Here is a 24,573-nt window from a genome sequence, read left to right as displayed (position 1 = left end):
GATAACGCTGATGTCAAAACTCGTGAATTGTCATTGCCGGGACCGTGGCTAAAGGCTGGAAACAGTCTTCCCTCACGAGAAAGGTCATCCATGTTCGCTTCGATCCACCTCCTGCAGCCGGCCCTGCTCAGCCTGCTGCGCATCGTCTCCGCGCTCGTGCTCTTCAGCTACGGCACGCAGAAGATTCTGCACTTCCCTGCTGCCGAGCGCGTGCCCGATGTCGGGTCGATGTCCTGGATTGCCGGCCTGCTTGAACTGACGCTCGGCTTCCTGGTGCTGATCGGCTTTCAGACCCGCACCGCCGCCTTCGTCCTCTCCGGCCTGATGGCCTTCGCCTATTTCATCGGCCACGCGTCGAAGAGCTTTTTCCCCGCCCAAAACGGCGGCGTCGCCGCCATCCTCTTCTGCTTCGTCTTCCTCTACATCGTCGCCGCCGGTGCTGGTCCGTTCAGCGTCGATGCGATGATGAAGCGCAAGCAGGGTGTGGTTGCGGCTTGATTGGTTGATGAGAAGCGGGCGACAGCGTCTGCCGCCCCCTCATCCGCCTGCCGGCACCTTCTCCCCGTTGGGGCGAAGGGACTTGCCGAACCGTCCTCTTTTACTCGCACCACTCTCTCTGGAGAAAGAGAGGTAGGGAGCCGCCTGCAACGAGTCTCTTCTCCCCCGCGGGGAGAAGGTGCCGGCAGGCGGATGAGGGGGGCGACTGGCTCCGGCCGAGCTTATCTTACACCTTAACCCAAGCACCATTGCGCTTCGACGACGCCACGCAAGCATCCACGAAGGCAACGCCCTTCACGCCATCGTCAACCGTCGGATAAACCACAGCCTTGTCGACCGCCTTACCCTTCTTGTGCGCGTTGATGGCATGCGCCGCTTCCGTGTAGATCGTCGCGAACGCCTCGAGATAACCTTCCGGGTGACCCGATGGAATGCGTGAGACGCGCGCTGCCGCTGCACCGGAGCCGGCGCCGTTGCGGGTGATCAGGCGCTTCGGCTCGCCGAACGGCGTGAACCAGAGATAGTTCGGATCGGCCTGCACCCATTCCAGACCACCCTTGGTGCCGTAGACGCGGACCTTGAGACCGTTCTCGTGGCCGGGCGCCACCTGGCTGCACCAGAGCATGCCCTTGGCAGGCTTTTCCGAGCCCTTGGCCTTGAAGCGCAGCATCACATGGGCGTTGTCGTCGAGACGGCGGCCTTCGACGAAGCTGTCGAGATCGGCGGCAAGGCTGTCGAGCTCGAGGCCGGAAACGAAGGTGGCGAGGTTATAGGCATGCGTGCCGATATCGCCGGTGGAACCGCCGGCACCCGATTGCGCCGGGTCGGTGCGCCACACGGCCTGCTTGGCGCCCTGCTGCTCGACGGCTTCCGTCAGCCAGTCCTGCGGATATTCGGCCTGCACCAGGCGAATATCGCCGAGTTCGCCATTGGCGATCATCTCGCGCGCCTGGCGCACCATCGGGTAGCCGGTGTAGTTGTGCGTGAGGATGAAGAGAGCGCCGCTCTCGTCGGCCACCTTCTTCAGCTTCTTGGCGTCGGCGAGGTTCGAGGTCAGCGGCTTGTCGCAGATGACGTGGATGCCGCGGCGGAGAAACTCCTTGGCGGCGTCATAGTGTACGTGGTTCGGCGTGACGATCGATACCGCCTCGATGCCGTTCTTCAGCTTCGCCTCGCGGATCGCCATCTCGCGATAGCTGGAATAGGTGCGGGTCGGATCGAGCCCGAGATCGGCGCCAGACGCCTTCGCCTTTTCCGGCGTCGACGACAGAGCGCCCGCGATCAGCTCATACTGATCGTCGATGCGCGCCGCGATGCGATGCACCGCGCCAATGAAAGCGCCGGCGCCACCGCCGACCATGCCGAGACGGATGCGCGGTTCGCGCGTGTGTTCCGTTGATGCTTCGATTGCCATGTGTTCCTCCAAATTTGTGCTGTATTTGCGTGAGGTGGATTTAACGCTGTGCCGTGTGGCCCCTCATCCCCGGTGCAACTTGTTGCACCTGAACCCTTCGGGCCACCTTCTCCCCGTTGGGGAGAAGGGAAGAGGAAGCGAGCGGCCCGCCCCAAGTCTCTTCTCCCCAACGGGGAGAAGGTGCCGGCAGGCGGATGAGGGGGCCGCAGGCACAACGCCGCCTACCCCACATCCTCAAACCCCAGCTTAAATCCCCAGCATCCGCCGATTGGCCGCCTGGTCCGTACCACTACCCGCGAAGTCGTCGAAGGCGTGTTCCGTCACGCGGATGATGTGCGACTTGACGAACTCGGCACCCTCGCGGGCGCCGTCTTCCGGATGCTTCAGCGCGCACTCCCATTCGACCACGGCCCAGCCATCGAAGTTGTTCGCCGTCATCTTCGAGAACACCGCGCCGAAATCGACCTGACCATCGCCCAGCGAGCGGAAGCGGCCGGCGCGTTCGACCCAGCCCTGGTAACCGCCATAGACACCCTGGCGACCCGTCGGGTTGAACTCGGCATCCTTGACGTGGAACATCTTGATCCGGTCTTTGTAGATGTCGATGTTGTCGAGGTAATCCAGGCACTGCAGCACGTAGTGCGAGGGGTCGTAGAGCATGTTGGCGCGCGGATGGTTCTTCACGCGCTCGAGGAACATCTCGAAGGTGACACCGTCATGCAGGTCTTCGCCGGGATGGATCTCGTAGCAGACGTCGACGCCGTTTTCGTCGGCATGATTGAGGATCGGCGTCCAGCGCTTGGCAAGTTCGTCGAAAGCGGTCTCGACGAGACCGGCCGGGCGCTGCGGCCAGGGATAGATGTAAGGCCAGGCAAGCGCGCCGGAGAAGGTCGCATGCGCCTTGATGCCGAGATGCTTGGAGGCGGTCAGCGCCATCTTCACCTGCTCGACGGCCCATTCCTGGCGAGCCTTCGGATTACCGCGCACTTCGGGTGCCGCGAAGCCGTCGAAGGCTTCGTCATAGGCAGGATGCACGGCAACCAGCTGGCCCTGCAAGTGGGTGGAGAGTTCGGTGATCTCGACGCCGTTCTGGCGCGCCACGCCGGCGAACTCGTCGCAATAATCCTTGGATGATGCAGCCTTTTTGAGGTCGATCAGCTGTCCCGCCCAGGTCGGAACCTGCACGCCCTTGTAGCCGATATCGGCGGCCCACTTGGTGATCGAATCCCACGAGTTGAAAGGTGCGGCATCGCCCGCGAACTGCCCGAGGAACAAGCCTGGGCCCTTGATCGTTTTCATGTCAATTCCTCCCTGAATAATGACCGTAAACGTTTCTGGTTCAGTTCTAGCACTTGATTTGCACTCTGCAAGCCGATTTTGGCGAGAATGCAAATCTCCCCCTCCCGGGCCAGATTTGATGGTCGCGACTAAACCATGTCGGGCACCTAGTCGCAAGACGTACGTACCGCATTTCTTGATCACCGCTCTGCGGGCGCTTCTGCGGCAGCGCATCTTTGTGGACTTCCCGCCACCGCGTGCTACTCTTGGTCGACCAGGAGGGTGGTCCATGACGAGGCGGCTGGCGGCAATCTTGGATGCGGATGTTGTCGGCTTCTCCCGGCTGATGGGCCTCGACGAAGCGGGGACGTTTGCGGCGCTGAAACGCCACAACACCGAGACCATCGTCCCCACCATCACCAGGCATCGCGGACATGTCGTGAAGTTCGTCGGAGACGGCACGCTGGCGGAATTTTCCAGCGTGGTCGACGCGTTGCGCTGCGCGATGGAGATCCAAGAGGCCATTCTCGCCGGCAATCACGATGTCGTGCCCGACCGCCGGATGATCTGGCGCATCGGCATCCATGTCGGCGACGTCCTGACAGAGGATGGCGATATCTTCGGCGAGAGCGTCAACATCGCCGCGCGGCTGCAGGCGCTGGCGCCGGCCGGCGGCATCTGCCTGTCGCAGCAGGTGCGCGACCAGATCGGCACGGCGCTGGATTTCGAGGCCACCGACTTCGGCAATCGCAAACTGAAGAACATCGAGCAGACCGTCAGGGTGTGGCGCTGGTTTCCGCCGGGCACCCAGACGGATGGCCTCGACGAGGAGATCCCGGAGCGGGCGATCCCAAGCCAGCCGCCTGAGCGCAAGCGTCCGTCGATCGCCGTGCTTCCCTTTGCCAACATGTCGAGCATCGAGGGGCAGGAGCATTTTTCCGACGGCTTCACCGACGAGCTGATCGCCACCCTGGCGCGCTGTCGCTGGCTGCTGGTCGCCGCCCGCAATTCCTCCTTCAGCTTCAAGGGCCGCGCCGTCGATGCCCGCCGCGTCGCCGAGGATCTCGGTGTCAAATACGTGCTCGAAGGCAGCGTCCGCCGCTCCGACACCCGCATCCGCATCACCGCGCAGCTCCTGGATGGAAGCGAGGGCACGCTGCTCTGGGCCGAGCGCTATGACCGCATGCTGGCCGATATCTTCGACCTCCAGGACGAGATCGCCTCCGAGATCACCGGAACCATCGAGCCCGAATTGAGCGCCATCGAGTTCGCGGCGTTGCGCGGCCGCTCGATCGTCGACATGACCGCCTGGGAAATCTATCTGAAGGGCCTCTGGCATCTCTACCGCTTCACCATCGACGAGTTGAACACCGCAAAGCAGCTGTTCGAACAGGCGATCGCCATCGATCCGAGCTTCGCGCAGGCCCAGGCGCGGCTCGCTTACGTCCATATCCAGCTCGGCTGGTACGGCTCGCTCGAGGAGCGTTCCGGGCGCATATGCGAGGCGATCGAGCTTGCCGAACGGGCAATCACGCTTGATCAGAAGGAGCCCGCGGCCCATCTCGCGCTCGGCCGGGCGCTGGCGCTCGACGGCGCCACGGAGGCAGGGATCGCCCATCTTCGTCATGCGGTGAAACTGGACCACAGCTTTGCCCAGGCGCATTTCGCGCTCGGCCAGGCGCTCTGCTACGCCGATCGGCCGCAGGAGGGCATGCCCGAATTCAGCGAAGCCTTTCGTCTCAGTCCGCGCGACCCGCATCTCTGGACCTTTCACAGCATGATGGCCTTCGCGAACTACCAGATGGACAAGCTCGACGAGGCGGCCGACGCCGCCCGCGCATCGATGCGCTCACCGAACGTCACCTTCTGGCCGGCGATGGCGCTGGTGGCGATCCAGGGGCGGCAAGGCAAGATCGAGGAGGCACGCCGGACGATCGCCGAGCTCTACAATTTTCGACCGGGCATGACGCTTGATGATGCCAGGCGTGAATTCTATTTCGGCCTCAAGCCGGCGATGAGCGAAACCTTCATCGAGCGCTTTGTCGGCGACCTCGCCAAGGCAGGCCTGCCGCCACAATGAAAGACGCCCGTCCTTTCGAGCGGGCGCCTCGTATTCACAAGGTCAGAACGGCGAATCCGGGAAGTAGAAGTCCTTGGCGTTGTCCTTCGTCACCAGCGTGGCGTCGAGGATGTAGGTGCCGCGAACCGGGACCTGGTCATAGAGCGACGCGGCCGTCAGTTCCATCGCGGTGCCAACCATTGCCGGCGGATAGAGAACGTCGACCGGGATCAGCTTGTCGCCGTCCATGACCTTCTTGACCATGTCCTTGGAGCCGGCGCCGGCCACGACATACTGGATGTCGGTGCGCTTGGCCTGCTCGATCGCCTGCAGCACGCCGACAGCCATGTCGTCGTCCTGGCACCAGACCACGTCGATCTTCGGATACTTGGTCAAGTAATCCTGCATCACCTTGAACGCGTCGTCGCGGTTCCAGTTGCCGAACTGGCGGTCGAGAACCTTGACGTTCGAGCCGGCGATGCCCTTGTCGAAGCCGTCCTGGCGCTGCTGGTCGATCGGGATCGGCAGGCCGCGGATGACGACGACCTGTGCGTCCGGCGTGGTTTCCTTGATGTACTTGCCGGCGACTTCGCCAAGCGCCGGGTTGTTGCCGGCGATGTAGATGTCACGCACGCTGTCGTCGTTGGTGCTCGGCGCACGGTCGACCAGCGCCACGAAGGTGCCCTTGTCCTTGACTTCCTTGATGGCGTTGACAAGCGGATCCGGATCGGACGGCAGGATGACCAGCGCGTCCATGCCCTGCGTTGCCAGATCCTGCACGGCGTTTGCCTGGCTTGCGGCATCCGGCGAGGTCTTGACGATGACGGTGAGGTCAGGGTGCTCGGCCATCAGAAGCTTGGCGACGCGCTCGGCATGGAACACCACGCCGGAGGTCCAGCCGTGGTCGGCCGCCGGGATCGATACGCCGATGGTCTTCTTGTCCGCCGAGTGGGCGACGCCGGCGAGCAGCGCCGCCGTCACGACCGCCAAGCTGAATAGTGTCTTACGCATGTCTGTTTTCCTCCCATTAAACCCCAGGGCTTGCGAACCTTGAGACCGGGCGCCCCGCCGACCCGGCCAATCCCTTGCTACCTGCGCGCCAGCGACCGCTGCACGAGCATGGCAATGATGATGATCGAGCCCTGGATGGCGCCGATCAGATATTCCGAGATGAAGTTCGAGAGCAGCATGATGTTGCCGACGAGCTCCAGAATGAAGGCGCCGCAGATCGTGCCCCAGACGCGCCCTGCCCCGCCCTTCAGCGCCGTGCCGCCGACGACGACGGCGGTGATCGCCTGCAGTTCCCACAGGATGCCGGTTGTCGCCGATGTCGAGCCGAGACGCGGCACGTAGAGCAGCACGGCGATCGCCACGCAGAGCCCCTGAATGACGAAGGCGATGGTGCGCACCTTGTTGACGGCGATGCCGGAATAGCGTGCCACGTCGCGGTTCGAGCCGACGGCCGTGACATGGCGGCCATAGCGCGTGCGGTAGAGGATGAAGGCGGCGACCGCGGTGACCGCGAGGATGACGATGATCGGCACCGGCACGCCGGCGATCGAGCCGAAATAGACCGGGCGATAGAGCGACTGCTGCTCGGCAGAGCGCAGCGTGATCGCGCCGCCCTGTGAGAGCCATGTCGTCAGGCCGCGATAGATGCCCATGGTGCCGAGCGTGGCGATGAACGGTTCGATCTTGCCGACCGTGGTGATCAGCCCGTTCGCCAAACCGCAGAGCGCACCGGCAACGATGGTGAAGACGACGGCAACCGCCAGCATCAGGGCCGGATCGGCAATTAGGCCGGAATTCATCAACAGGATCATCAGGCTGGCGACGAAGGCGACCATCGATCCCACGGAGAGATCGAGATCCCCCGACGAGATGACGAAGGTGGCACCGACGGCGATGATGGCGATGAAGGCGCTGCGCGTCGCGACATTGGCGAGATTGGTGATGCCGATGAAATTCGGATTGACCAGCGCGCCGACGACAAGCAGCAGCGCCAGCGCCGCGAACGGCGCGACCGCCCTGAGATCGATATCCCGCCAGGAGCGCCGTCTGATCTGACTGGTCTCGTCGTTCGCACTCATATCCAAAGCCATCCTCCAGGCATTTTGTCTGATAATCCGCCGTAACGGCGGTTTGTCTCTTGCGACCGCCTCAGGCGGCCTTCTTCTTCAGGCCCGCCGCATAGCGCATGATCTCCTGCTCGGAGATCTCGTCGCCCTCGAGCACGCCGACGATCCGCCCCTCGCGCATCACGGCCACCCGGGTGCACAGCCCGATCACCTCGGGCATCTCCGAGGAGACGACGATGATCGAGCGCCCGTCGCGCGCTAGTGCGGAGATGAAATGATAGATCTGCTGCTTGGTGCCGACATCGATGCCGCGCGTCGGCTCGTCGATGATGATGATCTCCGGGTCGGTCTCCATGACCTTGGCGAGCAACAGCTTTTGCTGGTTGCCGCCGGACATGCGCCCGGCCACGATATTGGCGTCGCGCACGCGGATATCGAAGCGCCGCCGCGCTTTCGCCAGCGCCGCCGCCTCGCTGCTGGGGCTGAGATAGCCGTGGCGCGAATGCTGACCCAGCGACTGCAGCGTCAGGTTTGCCAGCATGTTGGAGCCGAGCAGTAGGCCCTTGTGCTTGCGATCCTTGGTCATGTAGGCGAGCCCGGCGCGATTGGCCGCGTGCACGTCGCCCGACTGAACACTCTCGCCGCGGATCACGACCTCGCCGGCGGTACGGCCGCGCAGGCCGGCGATCGCCTCCATCAGCTCCGTACGGCCAGAGCCGATCATGCCGGAAAAGCCGATGATCTCGCCCTTGCGCACCTCGAAGCTCGCATCCTGCACATAGCCGGTCGAGATACCCTCGACCTTCAGCACGATCTCTTCGTCGACATCGGGCTCGTTCTTGGTCGGATAGAGGCTGGAAAGTTCGCGCCCGACCATCAACTGGGCGATCGATTCACCGTCGAGCATCGCCGTCGGCGCCGTCTTCACCCACTGCCCGTCGCGCAACACCGTCACCCGGTCGGTCAGTTCCATGACCTCGTCGAGCTTGTGCGAGACGAAGACGAAGCTGGTGCCCTTGTCGCGCAGCTTGCGCACCTGCTTGAACAGGAAATTGGTCTCCTCGCGCGACAGCACCGCCGTCGGCTCATCCATGAACACCACGCGCGCATCACGACTGATCGCCTTGGCGATCTCCACCATCTGCTTGTCGGCGATCGAAAGCGTGCTGATCAGCGCGTTCTCGTCGACATGCGAGCCGAGCAGGTCGAGCGCCTTGCGGGTCTCGGCCCGCATGAACTTGCGATCGAGCACGCCGAAGCGGGTGACCTCGCGGCCGAGGAACAGGCTTTCGGCAACGGTGAGATGATCGGCGAGATTGAATTCCTGGTGAATGATGACGATACCGAGCGCTTCGGCCGCGCCGTTCGGCGGCAATACGACCGGCTGGCCATCGAGAATGATCTCGCCCGAGGTCGGCTGTTCGAAGCCGGACATCACCTTGACGAGCGTCGACTTTCCGGCACCGTTTTCGCCCATCAGCGCATGGATTTCGCCAGCGCGCAGCTCGAAATTGACGCTGAAGAGGACCTGCACCCCATTGAAGGATTTGCATATGCGCCGGGCCGACAACACCACCGGCGCCGCCTCGACAGTCTCCAAACTCATGATGTCCTCCCCTGCGGACTCCCACCCGCTTGACCCTTGTGTAAACCTTTACATGTGCGATGTAAAGGTTTACATCATCGTATCACGAAGTTCTCTGGGCTTCGCCCTTTGACGTATGTCGCAGTCTGTGTAGTGTCGCCGCCAATTGAGCCCCAAGGCAGGACGCAGTGTCGAATTCCACGCCCGCAACCATCGAGGATGTCGCCCGGATCGCCGAGGTTTCGATCGCGACCGTGTCGCGGGCGATCCACACGCCGGAGAAGGTCGCCAACTCGACGCGGCTGAAGGTGAACCAGGCGATTGCGATCACGGGATACACGACGAACGCCATGGCCCGCAGCCTGCGTCTCGGCCGTTCCAACATGATCCTGGTCGTGGCTCCCGACATCGGCGACCCCAACTTTTCCAACATTCTGATCGGCCTGGAGAACGAGGCCCGCGCCCATGGCTACGGCATTCTCATCGGCCATACGCAGAACGACGCCCAGCGCGGCCTCGAATATCTCAAATTCCTGAATTCAAACCAAGCCGCCGGATTGATTCTCTTCACCGGTATCCTGCCCTTCGGCCACCAGACGATGACGGCGCGGCTCCCGCCCAGCGTCGGCGTCTTCGAGCCGGTCTTCAACGGCGGCATTCCCTATGTCGGCGTCGACGATATCGAGGGCGCGCGCAAGGCGGTCGACCTGCTGCTTGCCGAGGGTCACCGAAAGATCGCCTTCATCGGTGACAGCAAGACGAGGCTCGCCTATTCCAGACGCCGCCAGGGCTATGATGAGGGACTGGACGCAGCCGGCGTCGCGAAGGGCCAGCGCATCATTCTCGAAGGCGACGGCACGCTCGAAAGCGGCCGCCACGCCGTGGAGCAGCTTTTCATGCGCGACACGCTGCCGACAGCCTTCATGTGCGTCAACGACCAGACGGCGATCGGCGTGATGATCGGCCTCAACGCCCGCGGCTACGACATCCCCCGCGACTTCTCCGTCACCGGCTTCGACGACGTCCCCCAGGCCGTCTTCATGTCGCCGCCGCTGACGACGGTGCGCCAGCCGCGCACCGCGATCGGCAAGCAGGCCATGGCCCTGCTGCTGGAATTTCTCGGCGACGGCCATCCGGCGGAAACCGAGATCCTGCTGCAGCCGGATCTCGTCGTCCGCAATTCCGTGTCGGCACCGTCGAAGCAGTGGTCGAAGCGCTAGCGCAAAACGCGATATCGGCTACGGCGCATAGCGCGTAAAGACATAGTCGTGATTGTTCACGCGCGCCTCGTGACAGGCAAAACAGGTCTCGTGCTGAGCCTGGTCGGCTGGAACGCCGTTGATGAACCTTCCAAATCCCCAACCGCCGGACGCGGCGTATTTCTTCGCATCCTTGACCATGACCTGCACCGTTGTTGCCGGACCGGGGACCGAGGCAGGCGCGAACTCGGCCGATGGCGTGCGCTTCCAGGCGAGCTTGACGAGCACGCTGCCATCAGGAAACGGAAGCGTGCCATCGCGATAGGCCTTGACGGCGATATTGTTGCCGACGACCACGCGCAGCTCGTTCAAAGGCGCATCCTCGAGCGCCGGCGCGATCAACTCCCACTGCCGGTAGCCGTCAGGAAGGGCGACGCCGTAGATCGGCGAGACCGGCTTGGCGGCAGGCGTCTCGCCGGCGAGCGAGCCGATCGCAAAGACGGTGCCGCCGACAGCGGTGGCGGCGGCAAGCAGCATGATTTTCCCTGTCATGGCAGCCACTCACGCAAGCTTATCGGCATCGATGATCGCCTGTGCGAAGGCCGCGGGTGCTTCTTGCGGCAGATTGTGACCGATGCCGCCGGTAATCGTCCGATGCTCGTATTTGCCGGTGAACTTCTTGGCGTAGGAGGCAGGCTCCGGATGCGGCGCGCCGTTGGCATCGCCTTCCATGGTGATAGCAGGCACGCCGATATCGGGCAGCTTCGCGAGCTTGCGCTCCAGCGCATCGTATTTCTTCTCGCCCTTGGCGAGATCGAGCCGCCAGCGATAATTATGGATGGTGATCGCGACATGATCCGGATTTTCGAAAGCTTTCGCCGTGCGATCGAAAGTGGCGTCGTCAAAGTGCCATTGCGGCGAGGCAAGCGTCCAGATGAGCTCGGCGAAATCGTGCCTGTTGGCATCATAGCCCGCACGCCCGCGTTCGGTGGCGAAATAGAACTGATACCACCAGGAGAGTTCCGCCTTCGGCGGCAGCGGCTTTTCGTTGATCGCTTGGCTGCCGATCAGGTAACCGCTGACGGAGACCATGGCCTTGCACCGCTCCGGCCAGAGCGCCGCCATGATATTCGCTGTCCGCCCGCCCCAATCATAACCGCCGATAACCGCACGCTCGATCTTCAGCGCATCCATGAAGTCGATCATGTCGACGGCAATCGCCGCCTGCTGTCCATTGCGCATTGTCTTCGAAGACAGGAACCGCGTCGTCCCGTAGCCGCGCAGATAGGGAATGAGCACGCGATAGCCGGCATCGGCAAGAACCGGCGCGACATCGACAAAGCTGTAGATGTCGTAGGGCCAACCATGCAGCAACAGCACGGCGGGTCCATTGGCCGGACCGAGCTCCGCGTAGCCGATATCGAGCACACCCGTGTTGACCTGCTTCAGCGCCGGAAAGGACGTATTCGTGCCCGGCTTGACCGACGCAAGCGCGCCACTTCCCGCTCCCGCAGTCTGCGCACGCACAGTGCCGGCGATGCCGACAGCGGCGGCAGCGAAGGCCGCGGCGCCAAGGAAGCGGCGGCGTTGGTGATTGGTATCATCGGACATGGGGGCCTCTCGATTGTCGGTTGCAGGAGAGCGCGAATGCTCATCCTGAGAGCTAGCGCGGGCCCCAACGGACCGACAGGCAACCGACGTATGAAATGGCCTATATGTTGGTATAGAGCACGGACGCGCCCATGCGCGGCAACGACAGGTTCAGTCCTTCTCCGCCCGCCGTTCGGCCAGGCTGTCGAGCGCATCCGCATTGGCCCGCCCCCAGCCGTAGAGCAACTCGATCGGCTCCACGAACCGCTTGCCAAGCGGCGTCAGCGTATAGTCCACGGCGGGCGGCACCGTTCCATAAACACGGCGCGTCACCAGCCCGTCCGCCTCCATGTCGCGCAGCGTCTGCGTCAGCATCTTCTTCGATATGCCGGGAAGGCTTCGCTGCAGCACGCCGGTGCGCGCGCAGCCGTCAAGCCGCGTGTCCAGCACATGCAGGATCATGCTCGTCCACTTGCTGGAAAAGATCTCCAGCACGCGGCGCGGCGCGCAATCCTCGCGCCATTCGTGATCGGGTGAGCCGGCTCGCATGTGGTTACCTCAGGGTGTCTATGTCTCGAATGGGTGCCTTCTAGCGGCAAACGATCGAAATGGCTACATGCGGAAAAACAGCCCGAAAACATCAGGAGACAAGCATTTGAACAAGGCATTGATCGCAGGCGCAAGCGGCATCGTCGGCAGCGCCACGGCGGAACTCTTGAGCGGCAAGGGCTGGCAGGTCTTCGGCCTCGCGCGCAAGCCGCAACAGGCGCCGGGCGTGCAGCCGCTTGCCGCCGACCTGCTCGATCCCGCATCGCTCAAATCGGCGCTTGCCGATGTCGCCCCCACGCACATCGTCATTTCCACCTGGCTGCGGCAGCCGACGGAAGCGGAGAACATCCGCGTGAACTCGGCCATGGTCCGCAATCTGCTCGATGCCGTCAGGCTCTCGGGCTCGGTGCGCCACGTCGCGCTCGTCACCGGCCTTAAGCATTATCTCGGCCCCTTCGAAGCCTATGGCAAGGGCAGCCTGCCGCAGACGCCGTTCCGCGAGGAGCAGGGCCGTCTCGACATCGATAATTTCTATTACGCGCAGGAAGACGAAGTCTTCGCCGCCGCTGCCCGCGACGGCTTCACCTGGAGCGTCCACCGTCCGCACACCATCGTCGGCAAGGCAGTGGGCAACGCCATGAACATGGGCACGACGCTCGCCGTCTACGCCAGCATCTGCAAGGAAACCGGCCGCCCCTTCCGCTTCCCCGGCGTTGCCGCGCAGTGGGAGAGCCTCACCGACATGACCGACGCACGCCTGCTGGCGCGCCACATCGAATGGGCATCGACGACACCAGCCGCCGCCAACCACGGCTTCAACGTCGTCAACGGCGACGTCTTCCGCTGGAGCTGGATGTGGGGTCGGATCGCCGCGTGGTTCGGCATCGAACCGGTCGCCTTCGACGGCGTGGTCCGCCCGCTAGAACAGCAGATGGCCGACGACGCCGACCTCTGGCGCGAAATCGCCACGCGCCACGGCCTCGCCGAGCCTGATCTCAACCGCCTGTCCTCACCCTGGCACACCGACGCCGATCTCGGCCGGCCGATCGAGGTGGTCACCGACATGTCGAAAAGCCGCCGCATGGGCTTCCTCGACTATCAGCCCACCGACGACGCGTTCTTCGACCTGTTCAAGCAACTGCGGGCCGACCGGTTGGTTCCTTAAGCTTCGCCTTCGCCAAACGCGGATCATTGACGGATTGTCGTTTTAAAACGACAATCCGTCATGTTCTGGCTTCAGCCAGAAGCGTGATATCGCAGAGGCAAAACGGCTGTTCAGCGAATGGAATGAAAACAATGGCTGAGAAATTCACCCACTACGATCCGGCCGATGACCTGACATCGGACGAAGCAATTGCCGTCTTCATCGAGGAAGCGTTCGAGACCGAGGACGCCGGCTATATCGCCCATGCGCTGGGCGTCATTGCGCGCGCCAAGGGCATGACCCAGATTGCCAGTGAGACGGGGCTTTCCCGGGAGCAGCTCTATCGTTCCTTCAGCGCCGAGGGCAACCCGACGCTGAAGACGACGCTATCCGTCATGAAGGCGCTCGGTATCGGCCTGACGGCAAAAGTGCCGGCGCACACCGATCGAGAGGCAAAAGCCGCCGCTAAACCGTAAACGCCTCGCGGAACGCCACAAGCGCCGCTTCGGGGTCACCCGACGCAAACGCCTCCATACCGACGGGCCCGGCATAGCCCATCGCCTTCAAGGCCCGCGCGATACCTTTCCAGTTCACCTCGCCGGTTCCCGGCTCCATGCGGCCGGGGACGTCGGCGACCTGGATTTCGCCGATCCATGGCAGGCTCTTGCGGCAGAGCTCGATCAAGTTCCCCTCGCCGATCTGCGCGTGATAGAGGTCGAGATTGAGCCGCAGGCGCGGGTGGTCGATGCTCGAGACCAGCGCCAGCGTGTCCTCGGCGCGGCCGAAGGGCACGCCCGGGTGATCGACATCAAGGTTGAGGTTTTCGAGAGTGAAGACCACGTCCTCCTCCTCCGCCATGTCGACGATGCGGGCGAGCGTGTCGCGCGCCTTCAACCACATCTGACCTGTCACCACCTCGATCGGCTGCACCGGCAGGCCGCCTTCGCCCAGCCCGGTTCCGTGCAGGTTGAGACGCTGCACGCCGAGCCGCTTGCCGACCTTGGCTGTCTCGCGCGCCGTCTTCAAAAGCTCCGCCGCCCCCTCGTCATCCGTCAGCCGGCCGGTGAGATAGCCGTTCATGATGGTGAAGGTGGCGCCCGTCGCCTCGAGCTTGCCGAGATGATGCTCCGGCCAGTTCCACAGCCCGACGCCGAAGCCCATTTCCTTCAGCCTGGAAGCCCGCCATTCGATCGGTCGGTCGCGCCAGATCATCTCGGCGCAGGCGGCAAGTTGGAAAGGCAAGCTCATGTGATCCTCCCGATCATGCATGCTGATGTCTGTTCGCAATAGAGCCGAGATCGCGGTCAGCCGCAATGCGACATCGCGTGCCATGCCGGCACATGGAATTGACGATTGTCATGAGAGGTTCACGCAGCAGGCATAACTCGAAGGGACGGCTTCTGAGAGAGGAACTGAGATGGCTGACATCACCAACGAGACTATTCACCGGGATCACGAAAACCATCCGCTGCACGGGTCGGCTTCGAAAAAGTGGTTCCTTCCCGTCATCATCATCCTGCTTGTCGCCGGTCTCGGCTATGTCGGTTACGCGCTCGGGCGCGACCTCACCAGCGTTGCCGCCGTTCCCTGGATCATGCTCGGCCTGGCGTTGCTCATCGCGCTCGGCTTCGAGTTCGTCAACGGTTTCCACGACACCGCCAACGCCGTCGCGACAGTCATCTACACCCGCTCCATGCCGGCTGAACTTGCCGTCATCTGGTCGGGCTTCTTCAATTTCCTCGGCGTCATGATGTCGAGCGGCGCGGTCGCCTTCGGCATCCTGGCGCTGCTTCCGGTCGAGCTCATCCTGCAGGTCGGCTCCGGTTCCGGCCTCGCCATGGTCTTCGCGCTCTTGATCGCCGCCATCCTCTGGAACCTCGGCACCTGGTATCTCGGCCTGCCGTCCTCGAGCTCGCACACGCTGGTCGGCTCGATCATCGGCGTCGGCCTCGCCAACCAGTTCCTGGCGCCGGCGGGAAGCGCCACCAGCGGCGTCGACTGGTCGCAGGCGACCAATATCGGCCTGTCGCTGCTGATCTCGCCGCTGATCGGCTTCGGCCTCTCCGCCGTCCTGCTTCTGGTCATGAAGGTGCTCGTGCGTAACAAGGCGCTCTACGAGGAGCCGAAGGGCAACAACCCGCCGCCGCTCTGGATCCGTGGCCTGCTGATCTTCACCTGCACCGGCGTCAGCTTCGCCCACGGATCGAACGACGGCCAGAAGGGCATGGGCCTGATCATGCTGATCCTGATCGGCCTCGTCCCCACCGCCTTCGCGCTCAACCGCACCCCCGACGTCAACTACCTCGAAGCCTACAAGAGCGCGTCGGCCCAAGTGGAAACCGCGCTCGGCAAATATGTGAAGCCTGGTGCTGCCGCCGGCGATTTCCGCGTCGAGGTCAGCAATGCCGTGAAGAACAAGGTCTGGACGGACGCAACGACACCGGCGCTTCAGCAGTTCATCCACGCCACGAGCGCCGAAGTCGCCGCCTTCCCGACGCTGGAGGCCGTGCCCACGCATCTGGTCAGCAACGTCCGCAACGACATCTACCTGATCGGCGAGGCCCTGAAGCTGATCGACAAGCAGAAGCTGCTTACTATGGAGCCGGCCGACCTGCAGGCGGTGAGCGCCTATCACAAGGCGGTCGACAACGCGACCAAGTTCATCCCGCTATGGGTCAAGATCGCCGTCGCCATCGCGCTCGGCCTCGGCACCATGGTCGGCTGGAAGCGCATCGTCATCACCGTCGGCGAGAAGATCGGCAAGACCCACCTGACCTACGGCCAGGGGGCAGCCGCCGAAGTCGTCGCCATGGTCACCATCGGCGCCGCCGACCATCTCGGCCTGCCTGTTTCGACTACCCACGTGCTCTCGTCGGGCGTCGCCGGCACAATGGCGGCGAACGGTTCCGGCCTGCAATGGTCGACGGTGCGCAACATGTTGATGGCCTGGGTCCTGACGCTGCCCGCGTCCATCGCCATCGCCTTCGTGCTCTTCATCATCCTGCGTCAGGTGTTCTGAGGCGTGAGCCGATAGCGCAATTGAAAAAGCCGGGAAGCGAATGCTCCCCGGCTTCTTTGTTTCAACAATCCGCTACCGATCAGACGTAGCGGTTGACGACGTTTTCGAGCAGTTCCTGCTGGCCGGACTTCGGCTGCGGGTTGATGTCCTGGCTCTCGACGCGCGCCGTGATCTGCTCTAGCGAATATTCGCCGCGCAGCATCTTCTGGCTTTCGGCCGAATCCCAGCCGGCATAGCGGTTGGCGAGCGGCTGCGACAGCGCTTTGTCCTCGATCATCTTGGCGGCAGCCTTCAGACCACGGGCGCAGCAATCCATGCCGCCGATGTGACCGATCAGCAGGTCGGCCGGATCGAGTGACTGGCGGCGCAGCTTGGCGTCGAAGTTGGTGCCGCCGGAGGTGAACCCGCCGCCTGCCAGAACCTGGTAGTAAGCCAGCGCCATCTCAGGAACGTTGTTCGGGAACTGGTCGGTATCCCAGCCGGACTGGTAGTCGTTGCGGTTCATGTCGATCGAGCCGAAGATGCCGAGCGCGTTTGCGAGCGCCAGCTCGTGCTCGAAGGAATGGCCGGCAAGGATCGCGTGGCCCTGCTCGATGTTGAGCTTCACTTCGTTTTCGAGGCCGTTCTTCTTCAGGAAGCCGTAGACGGTCGCGACGTCGTAATCGTACTGGTGCTTGGTCGGCTCCTGCGGCTTCGGCTCGATCAGGATCTGGCCCTTGAAGCCGATCTTGTGCTTGTACTCGACCACGAGGTTGAGGAAGCGGCCCATCTGGTCGAGCTCGCGCTTGAGGTCGGTGTTGAGCAGCGTCTCATAGCCTTCGCGACCGCCCCACAGCACGTAGTTCTCGCCGCCGAGCTTCATCGTCGCGTCCATGCAGGTCTTTACGGTCGCGGCGGAGAAGGCGAAGACATCGGGATCGGGATTGGTTGCGGCACCCGACATGAAGCGGCGGTTGGAGAAGAGGTTCGCCGTGCCCCAGAGCAGCTTGGTGCCCGTCGCGGCCTGCTTCTCGGCGAAGTAATCGACGATCTCGTTCAGGTTCTTGGTGTTTTCGGCGAAGTTCTTGCCCTCGGGGCGCACGTCGGCGTCGTGGAAGCAATAATAGGGCGCGCCGAGCAGCGAGAAGAATTCGAAAGCGACGTCGGCCTTCAGCTTCGCAGCCTTCATCGTGTCTTCGAACCACGGACGCAGGAACGTCTGCCCACCAAAGGGATCGCCGCCCGGCCATGTGAACGTGTGCCAGTAGGCGACCGCGAAACGCAGATGGTCTTCCATCCGCTTGCCGAGAACGATCTCGTCCGGCTGGTAATAGCGGAAGGCCAGCGGATTGGTGCTATCAGGGCCTTCATACTTGATCTTCTGGATATCGCCGAAAAATCCGGTGCTCATGGGGTACTCCTCCTTGGGTGGTTTAAAAAGTGATGGTGTTCCGTGTGGCCTGCGGCTCAAGACCCCTTCTGCCTGCCGGCATCTCCCCCACAAGGGGGGAGAAAGCTGGTGGCACCGCCCCTCACCTCGGAAGGCGGGCGCGCGGGGCACGAAGCCCCTCCCCCTTGTGGGGAGGGGTTGGGGAGGGGTCTTACGACACCTCCCAGTGAATTTTCCTCAATGCGCCAAAGCCTTGATCGCCGGATAAAGCGCACGATAGCGGCCATAAGCCTCCTCATACGCCCCGCTCAGCGCCGTATCCGGCTCGATCGTCCCATCCGTCTCAGGCGGCGTGCAGACCGCGACCGGATCAGCGCCCGTGGCCGCGATCAGACCAAGACGCGCGGCCCCGAAGGCGGCGCCGAAGTCGCCGTCGGCGGGCAGGTCGACGGGAACGCCGAGTGCTGTGGCGATCGAGGCCAGCCAGTAGCGCGAGCGCGAGCCGCCGCCGATGGCGGTGACGCGGGCAATGTCGGTGCCGGCTGAGCGCAGCGCCTCGAGATTGTCGCGGATCGCAAACGACACGCCTTCGAGCACCGCCTGGGTCAGCACCACGCGGCTGCTCTCATGCTCGAGCCCGATGAAGGCGCCGCGGATGACGGCGTCGTTGTGCGGCGTGCGCTCGCCGGAGAGATAGGGAAGGAAGGTCACGCCCGATGGCGCCTTCAGCGTTTCGCCGAGTTCGGCGGTCAGCTCCGCCGCCGACTTGGACGTCACATGCGAGTGCCAGTTCAGCGCATCGGTGGCCGAGAGAATGACACCCATCTGGTGCCAGGTGTTGGGCAGCGCGTGGCAGAAGGCGTGAACGGCGCTCTCCGGCTTCGGCAGATAGGAACCGTTGGCCGCAAAGAGCACGCCCGACGTGCCGAGCGAGACGAAGGCCGCGCCATGGCTGACGGTGCCCATGCCGCAGGCGGACGCGGCGTTATCGCCCGCCCCGCCGGCAACGACGACGGAACCCGTGATGCCCCATTGCGAGGCGAGCTCACCACGCAGCTTGCCGCCCTCTTCCGTGCCTTCGACCAGCGTTGGCATGTGTTTTTCATCGAGGCCGGTCGCGGCCAGGAGCTCGGACGACCACTTGCGCTTGCCGGTATCGAGCCAGGAGGTGCCGGCGGAATCCGACATTTCGGAAATGTGCTCGCCGGTCAGCCACAGGCGAAGATAATCCTTCGGCAAGAGCACCTTGGCGACCTTGGCGAAAATCTCAGGCTCGTGCTTGGCGACCCAGGCGAGCTTCGGCGCGGTGAAGCCCGGGAAAACGATATTGCCGGTGAGCTTGCGGAATTTCGGATCGGCATCGAGCGCTGCCGCCTCGAGATAGCTGCGCGTGTCGTTCCAGAGAATGCAGGGCCGCAGCACCTTGTCGTCGGCATCGAGCAGCGTCGCGCCGTGCATCTGGCCGGAAAGGCCAATGCCCCTAACGGCGGCAAGCTCCTTCGGGTGCTTCGCCTTCAGACCGGCAATCGCCTCCTCGGTCGCCCGCACCCAGTGCGAAGGCTCCTGCTCCGACCATCCGTGATGCGGACGCGACACGTCGAGCGAACCATTGGCCGAGCCGATGATCTTCTGATCGCCATCGATCAGCATCGCTTTGACGCCGGAGGTTCCGAGATCGAGACCCAGATACATGTGTTTCTCCCTTTGCCGTTACGGCAGATTGTCTTTCAGAAAGATATCGAGACGGATGCGCTCCTGCGCGTCGATGACCGAAAGCCCGTCGGCCTTGGCCTTCAACACGCGGATGGCGCTGCGCACCTCGTGGCCCGCATCCTGGTTCAAGATTGCGTCGATCGTACCGTCGAGCAGTGCCGTGCGCGTATGATCAGTCAGTTCGTGCGCGATGACGGTGAGCGCCCGGTCGACGGCTTTCTCCTTCAGCGCCCGGATCAGGCCGCGATTGCCGGCGCCGAGGCTGTAGACGCCGATGATGCCGTCGCGCTTGGAGAGCGCATCCGAAACCAGCATATGCGCCATGTCGGGATCGTCGCGGCCCTCGATGACAGGCAGGATGGAGAGACCGGGAAATTCCTCGGCCATGACGGCGGCAAAACCCTCCAGCCGCTCGCGATGGTCGCGCACCAGCATTGAGCCGGCGAGAACCGCGACATCGCCCTTGGCACCGCCGAGAAAACGGCCGAGCAGCCGCGCCGCCGTGCGGCCGGCCGCGATATTGTCGACGCCGGCATAATGATGGCGCTGCGAGCCGGTGAGATCGGACACGACGGTGACGACGGGAATGCCATCCTGCACCAGCCGGTCGACGGCATCGCGAACCTCGGGCGCATCGGTCGCGACCAAGGCTACGCCGGCGGGACGCTCGATGCGTAGCGTATCGAGTGCCGCGGCAAGGGCTGTCGGATCGAAGGCCGGAACCTCCAAGGTGCGGATATCGGTGCGCTCCACCGGCGAGCGCGCAACGGCGGCCATAACCTCGGCGTTCAGCCCGTGCATGAAGGAATTGTCGCTGGCGGGAACGATGAACACGAACGAATAGGTCCGCCCCTTCGCGAGATTGGCGGCGGCGACGTCGCGCACATAACCGATCTCGCGAATGGCGGTTTCGACCTTCTCCCGCGTCACGTGCCGGACGCCCGGGCGCTGGTTCAGCACCCGATCGACAGTCGCAAGGCTGACGCCTGCAGCTGCGGCAATATCGTGAACCGTAGGTCTCATCGCTCCTCCTGACGAGACCTTTAACGCCATTTTTGATGTACGTAAATCAAATTTTTCGACGACGTGTCTTCCGTGTCGAGATGACCGCTATTTTTCGTGACCCCTCGCGATTTCGGATTCGAGCCTGGCTGCCGCACGCTTCAGATCACGCGGCCTGTCGGCGACGCTTTCGATCGCCGCGACGGCCAGATCACGCGCGACGTAATCCGACTTGTGGCCCATGTTGTGGATCATCAGCAGCCTCGCACCCTTGATGGCGCGGGCAAGATGGCGTGCGTGGATATCGGGCGAGACGACGCTGTCGGTGTCGCCCGAGATGATCACCGTCGGCGCATGGATGCGGCCATAGTGCGGTGAATTGCGCTTCGTCCATTCCAGGAGATTGGCGACATCGATGGCGTTGTCGCGGAAAGCCTTCGGCCCAAGCGCCTGCAGCGCCTGTGTTTCCTTGATATAGCCGGGCGGCCGAGGATTGGGCGCGAACACCGAGCGGGTGGCGCTGTCGATCATCGCGAGCCCCACAGGCGGCACGACGATGGTGCTGAACAGCGCGCCAGTCACCGGCACCTTCGCGGCATCGTAATACCAGGCGATACCACCCGGCCAGGGGTAGACCGCAGGCGACAGGAAAACGAGGCCGAGCACCCGGTCGGGATGCCTGAGCGCGAAGCTCGCCGCCACCGCGCCCCCGAACGAATGGCTGACGATGATCGCCTTCCTGATGCCGCGTTTCGCCATGACATCAGCGATGGCATCGGCCTGCCCGTCTGGAAATGCATTCTCCTGATCGCCGCGATCCGAGCGCCCGTGGCCGGGGCGATCGACGAAGAGGAGATCGGCACGCCCCTCCAGCCGGTCGCGAAACGAAAACACCGGATCGTGCAGATTGGCGCTGGCGCCGTGGATGAACACGATCGGCGGCAGATCCGGACGCCGCGCCTTGAGATAGAGGCTGTTCATCCTGTAGCCGCCGACATCGATACGCGTCTCGTCGGCGGACGGACTGGTGGCGAACACATGGTTCACGGCAACGGACAGCATAAGGGTGAGAAGTGCAGCGAACCTGGCGGAAGCTTTGAACATGAAGCGCGGTCGATCCCGATGATATCACTGTACATACGCGAAAACGCCAGCTTTGGTTTCCCAAGCCGGCGCCAGAATTCGTCGAAGCTGTCGTGAACCGTCAGTGGCCGCCGCCACCCCCGCCACCGCCTTGCGGCGGCGCCGGCTTGTCGATCAGCACGATGCCGAGGATCATCGCCACGAAAAGTCCGGTGAGGATGACGAAGATATCGCTGAACGACATTACCATCGCCTGCTTGGTCACCATGCCGACCATCTGCTTGATCGCGACGGCAGCGCCATCCATGCCATAGGTGTCGAACTTCGACGCCATGTTGTTGATCTGATCGCTCGCGACAGGGTTGCCCCAGTCCAGATGCTCGCGGATGCGCTGGTAGTGCACATCCTGGCGGTTCGTCAGCACGGTATTGATGACCGCAAGACCGACGGCGCCGCCGAGGTTACGCGTCAGGTTAAAGAGGCCCGAAGCGCCGCGCATGCGCGCCGGCGGCATCGTGCCGAGCGCGATATTGTTGATCGGCACCATGCACATCATCAGGCCGAAGCCGCGCAGTATCTGCGGGATGAAGAGCTCGTAGAAATCCCAATCCGTGGTCACGCCGGTCATGATCCAGGTGCCGGCGGCGAAGCTCGCGAAGCCGAGCACCATCATCAGGCGTAGATCCATCTTCGCCGACAGCTTGCCGGCGATCGGCGCGGTGAAGAACATGGCGAGACCGGAAACGAACATGGTCTCGCCGATCATCAGAGAATCGTAACCGCGGATGCGCCCGAGATAGAGCGGGTAGATATAGGTCAGGCCGTAGAGGCCGATACCCATGACGAAGGAGAACAACGAGCCGACCGCGAAGTTTCGGTTGCTGAAGGCCCTGAGATCGACGACGGGGAAGTCCACCTTGAAGGCGCGGTAGAAGAAGACCACGCAGCCGATCGCCGAGGCGATGGCGCCAAGAACGATGTTGCGGTCATTGAACCAGTCGTTCGAGTTGCCTTCTTCGAGCACATATTCCAGCGCACCGAGGAAGACGCCCATGGAGACCAGGCCCCACCAGTCGAACTTCTTGAACAGCGAGAATTCCGGCTTGTCGAAATCGATGAAATTCCAGGTCACGATCGTGACGATGATACCGGGAATGATGTTGACGAGGAACAGCCAGTGCCAGGAGAAGGCATGGCTCAGGTAGCCGCCGACCGTCGGGCCGATGGTCGGCGCCAGCGTCGCGATCAGGCCGATGATCGGCGAGACGATGCTGCGCTTGGAGGGCGGGAAGATGGTGAACGCAGCCGCAAACACCGACGGGATCATGCCGCCGCCGATGAAGCCCTGGATCGCACGATAGACGATCATCTGGTCGATATTCGTGGCGGTCGCGCAGAGCGCGCTGGCCGCGGTGAAGCCGGCCGCCGAAAAGGCGAACAGATAGCGCGTCGAGATGATGCGTGCCAACGTGCCCGACAGCGGAATCATGATGACTTCCGCGATCAGGTATGACGTCTGGACCCAACCGATTTCATCCGTGCCGGCGCTGAGGCCGGCCTGGATTTCGGCCAGCGACGCCGACACGATCTGAATGTCCAGGATGGACATGAACATGCCCACCACCATCGCGAAGAACGCGATGAGTTTGCGGGGGTCCATGGCATCGGCTGCCGGCGCGGCCGGCATCGATCCTGCTGTTGTGCTCGCGGCCATCGGCCTACCTCGTCAGACGATATTACGGGCCAAGTTAAGCGCGAAGCGCCTTACTTGGCGGCATCCGGCGCCGTGCGCGTGTCGACGTCGACAACGACGCTGAGGCCGGCGCGCAGGCGACCCGTGTCGAGCGCGTCCTGCGGCAGGGCGATGCGAACCGGTACGCGCTGGATGATCTTGGTGAAGTTGCCCGTCGCGTTTTCAGGCGGCAGCAGCGAGAACACCGAGCCCGATGCCGGCGAGATCGATTCCACCGTGCCGACGATCGCATGATCGTCATAGGCGTCGACATGGACATTGACCTTGGAGCCCGGAACCAGATGCTGGATCTGCGTTTCCTTGAAATTCGCGTCGATGTAGAGCTGGCGGACCGGAACGAGCGCCATCAGACGCTGGCCGGGCGAAACCAGATCGCCTTCCTGAACCGAGCGGTTGCCGACGACGCCATCATAAGGCGCCTTCAAAACCGTGAAGGACAGGTCGCGGGCGGCCTTGTCGCGGGCAAGCTCAAGCTGGCGGATCGTGCCTTCGGCTTCGCGGCGCTGCGCGTGCAGCAGCGTCACATTGGCTTCCGCCGATGCGATCGCGGCGTCGCCACCGACGAGATTGGCCTTCGCCTGGTCGAGCGCGATGTTGGCGGTATCGAGCGATGCGGTGGTGCCGACCGACTTCGCCTGCAGTTCGCTGGCGCGGGTCTGGGTGATCTGGGCACCGCGAACGGTGGCTTCGAGCGCAACCTTCTGCGCCTTGGCCTGGTCGAGGCTCGCCTCGCCGCCGGCGATCTGCGCGTCGATGCGCTGCAGCGACAGCTTCTCGGTGTCGAGCGAGGCCTGCGCCTGCTCCAGCGCCAGCTTGTAGTCGCCGTCGTCGAGCGTTGCCAGCGTATCGCCGACCTTGACCTGCTGGTTGGCGACGACGTTCACCTTGGCGACATAGCCGGTGACCTTCGGAGAGATCGTGGCGATATCGCCTTCGATATAGGCGTCATCGGTCGAGATCATGAAACGGCCGACCGTGAACCACTGGTAGCCGAAATAGGCAGCGCCGGCGAGAAGGGCGAGCCCAAGGATCGGCAGCACGGGGCTGCGCTTCTTTTTCTTCTGCTCAGGCGCTGTCTCGACCGGGGCGGCCACGGTCTGCGGCGTACGCGGCGCTTCAGCGGTTACGGCTGCTTCTTGAGCCTCATCTTCCGCAGGCTTGCTGACAATCCTGGTGACATTGGCGTTCTGGCTGGACGACATGAGAGAATACCGGTAAATCGAGTAAAACTGATCGAACT

General features: G+C 63.3%; 21 protein-coding genes. 6 read left to right on the top strand and 15 right to left on the bottom strand.

Annotation, left to right across the window (positions count from 1 at the left end):
- The first annotated feature begins 90 nt into the window (after positions 1 to 90).
- Positions 91 to 498: a DoxX family protein gene (locus AC1DOG_RS16490; RefSeq protein ID WP_477929475.1), complete on the top strand. Its 408-nt coding sequence runs from the start codon at positions 91 to 93 to the stop codon at positions 496 to 498.
- A gap of 226 nt (positions 499 to 724) precedes the next feature.
- On the opposite strand, the gene AC1DOG_RS16485 is transcribed toward AC1DOG_RS16490, so the two are convergent.
- A complete protein-coding gene (locus AC1DOG_RS16485) occupies positions 725 to 1,912 on the bottom strand; it encodes a Gfo/Idh/MocA family protein (RefSeq protein ID WP_018901965.1) in 1,188 nt (395 codons plus the stop codon).
- Between the two features lie 246 nt (positions 1,913 to 2,158).
- On the bottom strand, positions 2,159 to 3,211 hold the full coding sequence (locus tag AC1DOG_RS16480) for a sugar phosphate isomerase/epimerase family protein (RefSeq protein ID WP_477929473.1): 1,053 nt from the start codon (positions 3,209 to 3,211) through the stop codon (positions 2,159 to 2,161).
- Between the two features lie 268 nt (positions 3,212 to 3,479).
- Between AC1DOG_RS16480 and AC1DOG_RS16475 the strand changes: the two genes are divergently transcribed.
- On the top strand, positions 3,480 to 5,270 hold the full coding sequence (locus AC1DOG_RS16475) for an adenylate/guanylate cyclase domain-containing protein (protein WP_477929471.1): 1,791 nt from the start codon (positions 3,480 to 3,482) through the stop codon (positions 5,268 to 5,270).
- 42 nt (positions 5,271 to 5,312) lie between these two features.
- Here AC1DOG_RS16475 and AC1DOG_RS16470 read toward each other — a convergent pair whose 3' ends face one another.
- The 3 genes from AC1DOG_RS16470 to AC1DOG_RS16460 form a co-directional block, all read right to left on the bottom strand.
- The gene (locus AC1DOG_RS16470; protein ID WP_018901968.1) at positions 5,313 to 6,260 is read right to left on the bottom strand and encodes a substrate-binding domain-containing protein; all 948 of its coding nucleotides are present in this window, start codon (positions 6,258 to 6,260) and stop codon (positions 5,313 to 5,315) included.
- Between the two features lie 77 nt (positions 6,261 to 6,337).
- Positions 6,338 to 7,339, bottom strand: a complete 1,002-nt coding sequence (locus tag AC1DOG_RS16465) for an ABC transporter permease (protein WP_018901969.1) — start codon at positions 7,337 to 7,339, stop codon at positions 6,338 to 6,340.
- Positions 7,340 to 7,409: 70 nt separating this feature from the next.
- Complete coding sequence (locus AC1DOG_RS16460; protein ID WP_112981756.1) at positions 7,410 to 8,933, bottom strand: sugar ABC transporter ATP-binding protein; 1,524 nt, start codon at positions 8,931 to 8,933, stop codon at positions 7,410 to 7,412.
- A gap of 167 nt (positions 8,934 to 9,100) precedes the next feature.
- On the opposite strand from AC1DOG_RS16460, the gene AC1DOG_RS16455 reads away from it, so the two are divergent.
- Positions 9,101 to 10,132 (top strand): LacI family DNA-binding transcriptional regulator, encoded by a 1,032-nt coding sequence (locus AC1DOG_RS16455; RefSeq protein ID WP_112532929.1) that lies wholly within the window; start codon positions 9,101 to 9,103, stop codon positions 10,130 to 10,132.
- A gap of 18 nt (positions 10,133 to 10,150) precedes the next feature.
- Here the strand turns inward: AC1DOG_RS16455 and AC1DOG_RS16450 are convergent, their stop codons facing one another.
- The 3 genes from AC1DOG_RS16450 to AC1DOG_RS16440 all read right to left on the bottom strand — a co-directional run bounded on the left by AC1DOG_RS16450 (position 10,151) and on the right by AC1DOG_RS16440 (position 12,250).
- Positions 10,151 to 10,663, bottom strand: coding sequence for a cytochrome P460 family protein (locus AC1DOG_RS16450; protein WP_477929468.1), 513 nt, complete (start codon positions 10,661 to 10,663; stop codon positions 10,151 to 10,153).
- Positions 10,664 to 10,672: 9 nt separating this feature from the next.
- Complete coding sequence (locus AC1DOG_RS16445) at positions 10,673 to 11,722, bottom strand: alpha/beta fold hydrolase (protein WP_477929466.1); 1,050 nt, start codon at positions 11,720 to 11,722, stop codon at positions 10,673 to 10,675.
- 150 nt (positions 11,723 to 11,872) lie between these two features.
- A complete protein-coding gene (locus tag AC1DOG_RS16440; RefSeq protein ID WP_113009217.1) occupies positions 11,873 to 12,250 on the bottom strand; it encodes a winged helix-turn-helix transcriptional regulator in 378 nt (125 codons plus the stop codon).
- 106 nt (positions 12,251 to 12,356) lie between these two features.
- Here AC1DOG_RS16440 and AC1DOG_RS16435 point away from each other — a divergent pair, with 106 nt between their 5' ends.
- Both AC1DOG_RS16435 and AC1DOG_RS16430 read left to right on the top strand, forming a co-directional pair.
- A complete protein-coding gene (locus AC1DOG_RS16435; RefSeq protein ID WP_477929464.1) occupies positions 12,357 to 13,415 on the top strand; it encodes an SDR family oxidoreductase in 1,059 nt (352 codons plus the stop codon).
- Positions 13,416 to 13,546: 131 nt separating this feature from the next.
- Positions 13,547 to 13,870, top strand: a complete 324-nt coding sequence (locus tag AC1DOG_RS16430) for an addiction module antidote protein (protein ID WP_477929462.1) — start codon at positions 13,547 to 13,549, stop codon at positions 13,868 to 13,870.
- Here the strand turns inward: AC1DOG_RS16430 and AC1DOG_RS16425 are convergent.
- Positions 13,860 to 14,642, bottom strand: a complete 783-nt coding sequence (locus AC1DOG_RS16425; RefSeq protein WP_477929460.1) for a TIM barrel protein — start codon at positions 14,640 to 14,642, stop codon at positions 13,860 to 13,862. The genes AC1DOG_RS16430 and AC1DOG_RS16425 overlap by 11 nt on opposite strands.
- Positions 14,643 to 14,811: 169 nt before the next feature.
- On the opposite strand from AC1DOG_RS16425, the gene AC1DOG_RS16420 reads away from it, so the two are divergent.
- Positions 14,812 to 16,413, top strand: a complete 1,602-nt coding sequence (locus AC1DOG_RS16420) for an inorganic phosphate transporter (protein WP_477929458.1) — start codon at positions 14,812 to 14,814, stop codon at positions 16,411 to 16,413.
- A 79-nt stretch (positions 16,414 to 16,492) separates the two neighbouring features.
- Here AC1DOG_RS16420 and xylA read toward each other — a convergent pair whose 3' ends face one another.
- The 6 genes from xylA to AC1DOG_RS16390 form a co-directional block, all read right to left on the bottom strand.
- Positions 16,493 to 17,803, bottom strand: a complete 1,311-nt coding sequence (gene xylA / locus AC1DOG_RS16415; RefSeq protein WP_047509719.1) for a xylose isomerase — start codon at positions 17,801 to 17,803, stop codon at positions 16,493 to 16,495.
- Between the two features lie 216 nt (positions 17,804 to 18,019).
- Positions 18,020 to 19,474 carry a xylulokinase gene (gene xylB, locus AC1DOG_RS16410; protein ID WP_477929456.1) on the bottom strand — a complete coding sequence of 485 codons (1,455 nt, stop codon included), beginning with the start codon at positions 19,472 to 19,474 and terminating at the stop codon, positions 18,020 to 18,022.
- An 18-nt stretch (positions 19,475 to 19,492) separates the two neighbouring features.
- A complete protein-coding gene (locus tag AC1DOG_RS16405; RefSeq protein ID WP_477929454.1) occupies positions 19,493 to 20,518 on the bottom strand; it encodes a LacI family DNA-binding transcriptional regulator in 1,026 nt (341 codons plus the stop codon).
- An 87-nt stretch (positions 20,519 to 20,605) separates the two neighbouring features.
- The gene (locus tag AC1DOG_RS16400; RefSeq protein ID WP_477929452.1) at positions 20,606 to 21,601 is read right to left on the bottom strand and encodes an alpha/beta fold hydrolase; all 996 of its coding nucleotides are present in this window, start codon (positions 21,599 to 21,601) and stop codon (positions 20,606 to 20,608) included.
- A 100-nt stretch (positions 21,602 to 21,701) separates the two neighbouring features.
- Positions 21,702 to 23,294, bottom strand: coding sequence for a DHA2 family efflux MFS transporter permease subunit (locus AC1DOG_RS16395; RefSeq protein ID WP_477929451.1), 1,593 nt, complete (start codon positions 23,292 to 23,294; stop codon positions 21,702 to 21,704).
- Positions 23,295 to 23,344: 50 nt separating this feature from the next.
- Positions 23,345 to 24,535 carry an HlyD family secretion protein gene (locus AC1DOG_RS16390; protein ID WP_477929449.1) on the bottom strand — a complete coding sequence of 397 codons (1,191 nt, stop codon included), beginning with the start codon at positions 24,533 to 24,535 and terminating at the stop codon, positions 23,345 to 23,347.
- Positions 24,536 to 24,573: the final 38 nt, after the last annotated feature.

It is taken from the genome of Rhizobium sp. 01N48 (assembly GCF_056399145.1).
This window is presented reverse-complemented; position numbering and strand designations above follow the sequence as displayed.

Coding starts and splice junctions, on each gene's coding strand:
- AC1DOG_RS16395 (WP_477929451.1), bottom strand. CDS start 23,294: ATGGCCGCGAGCACAACAGCAGGATCGATGCCGGCCGCGCCGGCAGCC.
- AC1DOG_RS16400 (WP_477929452.1), bottom strand. CDS start 21,601: ATGTTCAAAGCTTCCGCCAGGTTCGCTGCACTTCTCACCCTTATGCTG.
- AC1DOG_RS16445 (WP_477929466.1), bottom strand. CDS start 11,722: ATGTCCGATGATACCAATCACCAACGCCGCCGCTTCCTTGGCGCCGCG.
- AC1DOG_RS16460 (WP_112981756.1), bottom strand. CDS start 8,933: ATGAGTTTGGAGACTGTCGAGGCGGCGCCGGTGGTGTTGTCGGCCCGG.
- AC1DOG_RS16420 (WP_477929458.1), top strand. CDS start 14,812: ATGGCTGACATCACCAACGAGACTATTCACCGGGATCACGAAAACCAT.
- AC1DOG_RS16485 (WP_018901965.1), bottom strand. CDS start 1,912: ATGGCAATCGAAGCATCAACGGAACACACGCGCGAACCGCGCATCCGT.
- AC1DOG_RS16425 (WP_477929460.1), bottom strand. CDS start 14,642: ATGAGCTTGCCTTTCCAACTTGCCGCCTGCGCCGAGATGATCTGGCGC.
- AC1DOG_RS16480 (WP_477929473.1), bottom strand. CDS start 3,211: ATGAAAACGATCAAGGGCCCAGGCTTGTTCCTCGGGCAGTTCGCGGGC.
- xylB (WP_477929456.1), bottom strand. CDS start 19,474: ATGTATCTGGGTCTCGATCTCGGAACCTCCGGCGTCAAAGCGATGCTG.
- AC1DOG_RS16450 (WP_477929468.1), bottom strand. CDS start 10,663: ATGACAGGGAAAATCATGCTGCTTGCCGCCGCCACCGCTGTCGGCGGC.
- AC1DOG_RS16390 (WP_477929449.1), bottom strand. CDS start 24,535: ATGTCGTCCAGCCAGAACGCCAATGTCACCAGGATTGTCAGCAAGCCT.
- AC1DOG_RS16490 (WP_477929475.1), top strand. CDS start 91: ATGTTCGCTTCGATCCACCTCCTGCAGCCGGCCCTGCTCAGCCTGCTG.
- AC1DOG_RS16470 (WP_018901968.1), bottom strand. CDS start 6,260: ATGCGTAAGACACTATTCAGCTTGGCGGTCGTGACGGCGGCGCTGCTC.
- AC1DOG_RS16430 (WP_477929462.1), top strand. CDS start 13,547: ATGGCTGAGAAATTCACCCACTACGATCCGGCCGATGACCTGACATCG.
- AC1DOG_RS16465 (WP_018901969.1), bottom strand. CDS start 7,339: ATGAGTGCGAACGACGAGACCAGTCAGATCAGACGGCGCTCCTGGCGG.
- xylA (WP_047509719.1), bottom strand. CDS start 17,803: ATGAGCACCGGATTTTTCGGCGATATCCAGAAGATCAAGTATGAAGGC.
- AC1DOG_RS16475 (WP_477929471.1), top strand. CDS start 3,480: ATGACGAGGCGGCTGGCGGCAATCTTGGATGCGGATGTTGTCGGCTTC.
- AC1DOG_RS16405 (WP_477929454.1), bottom strand. CDS start 20,518: ATGAGACCTACGGTTCACGATATTGCCGCAGCTGCAGGCGTCAGCCTT.
- AC1DOG_RS16440 (WP_113009217.1), bottom strand. CDS start 12,250: ATGCGAGCCGGCTCACCCGATCACGAATGGCGCGAGGATTGCGCGCCG.